At 48.2% G+C, this 1,366-nt stretch carries 1 protein-coding gene; it reads right to left on the bottom strand.

Going from position 1 to position 1,366, the window contains the following annotated elements; translation table 11 throughout:
- Window positions 1-23: 23 nt before the first annotated feature.
- Window positions 24-1,366: 2Fe-2S iron-sulfur cluster-binding protein (locus F6J94_RS33875; protein WP_293048341.1), on the bottom strand; the 1,343-nt coding region annotated here is incomplete at its 5' end.

Here is a 1,366-nt window from a genome sequence, read left to right as displayed (position 1 = left end):
ATTGAACCCTTGACAAGACATGTTTAGGCGCTAACCACTACTCGTCCTACAGGACGAGCCACACAAGTCAAAATCATCCCTTCCTGCCGTTCCTCGTCTTCCAGAGCGTCAGGCTGTTCATCATACTCTACCTTCCCTTCTATAAGCTTTCGCTTACAAGCACCACAGGCTCCCATGCGGCAACCGCTTGGTAATGGCACCCCTTCTTGTTCAGCCACATCTAGGATGACATCCTCCGCATCACAGGTAACCTCTTTTCCAGACTCAGCAAAAACCACAGTGGGTTCATTAGAGGTTGATGGTGATTCTACTAGGTGTAGTCTAGGACGATCTTCCCCTTTGACTGGTTCAGGATTTGTTGCTGCTGCTTTCTGTTTATTCTGTTTTGAGGGCTTTTTGCCGCCAAAGCTCTCTTCATGGTAGTTTTCCATCGGGAAGTCTAGACCGGCTAGCATCCCTTTCACCCCTGCCATAAAGGGATTCGGACCACAGACATAAACAATGCGATCGCGAAAATCTGGAGCCATCTGTTGCAGCATGGCTTGATTGAGTCTTCCGGTATAACCCGACCAACCTTGATCGAGTTCTGGGCGAGTCGTGGTAATCGCCAGCTTAAAATTAGGGTACAAAGCTGCCATCAACTCTAATTTCTGACGGAAGATGATGTCTTGTGGGCTACGAGCACTGTGGACAAATACAACATCGACATCAGCACCGGTATCACAAAGCCATTTGGACATGGACATCATCGGGGTAATGCCACTACCTGCTGAGATCAACAGCAGTTTATCAGCCCTATGGTCAGCACAGGTAAATTTCCCCATTGGAGCATTTAATCTCACCTCGGATCCGACTTTAATGTTGTCGTGCAACCAGTTAGACACCAAACCCGCTGGCCGATCAGGAGCGTCTGGTGGTGCTGGAACTCTCTTGACAGTAATTTCCAAGGTATGAGGACGTGAGGGGGCCGAAGAGATGGAGTAGGAACGCTTTACTGCTTTGCCATCAATCTCCAAATCCAGAGTGACAAACTGACCTGGCTTGTAGCTGAACAGTATTGGTGGTTCGGCCACGAAGCGGAATGTTTTCACATCATCGGTCTCATCAATCACCTGTACACAGCGGACAGTAATCTCACCCTTAGTCCACTGCTTTATGCCAGTGCTATTACCATCTACAACTAGGTTTGGTTCCTGGTTAGAGCCATAGAGCTGTAGGTCTTTGACCAACAAAACAAATTCACCGATGCGGATGATGTCATCTTCCTTCAGGAGCCAGTTTTGGTTAACATCTACCTCCTCATTATTGATCCGAGAGCCATCTGTGCTACCGAGGTCAGTAAAGAAACACTGTCCCCCAAGGCATA

The sequence above is a fragment of the Moorena sp. SIO1F2 genome (assembly GCF_010672755.1).
Taxonomy (GTDB): domain Bacteria; phylum Cyanobacteriota; class Cyanobacteriia; order Cyanobacteriales; family Coleofasciculaceae; genus Moorena.
The sequence above is the reverse complement of the archived record's forward strand: the minus strand, read 5'-3'. Positions and strand labels throughout refer to the sequence as shown.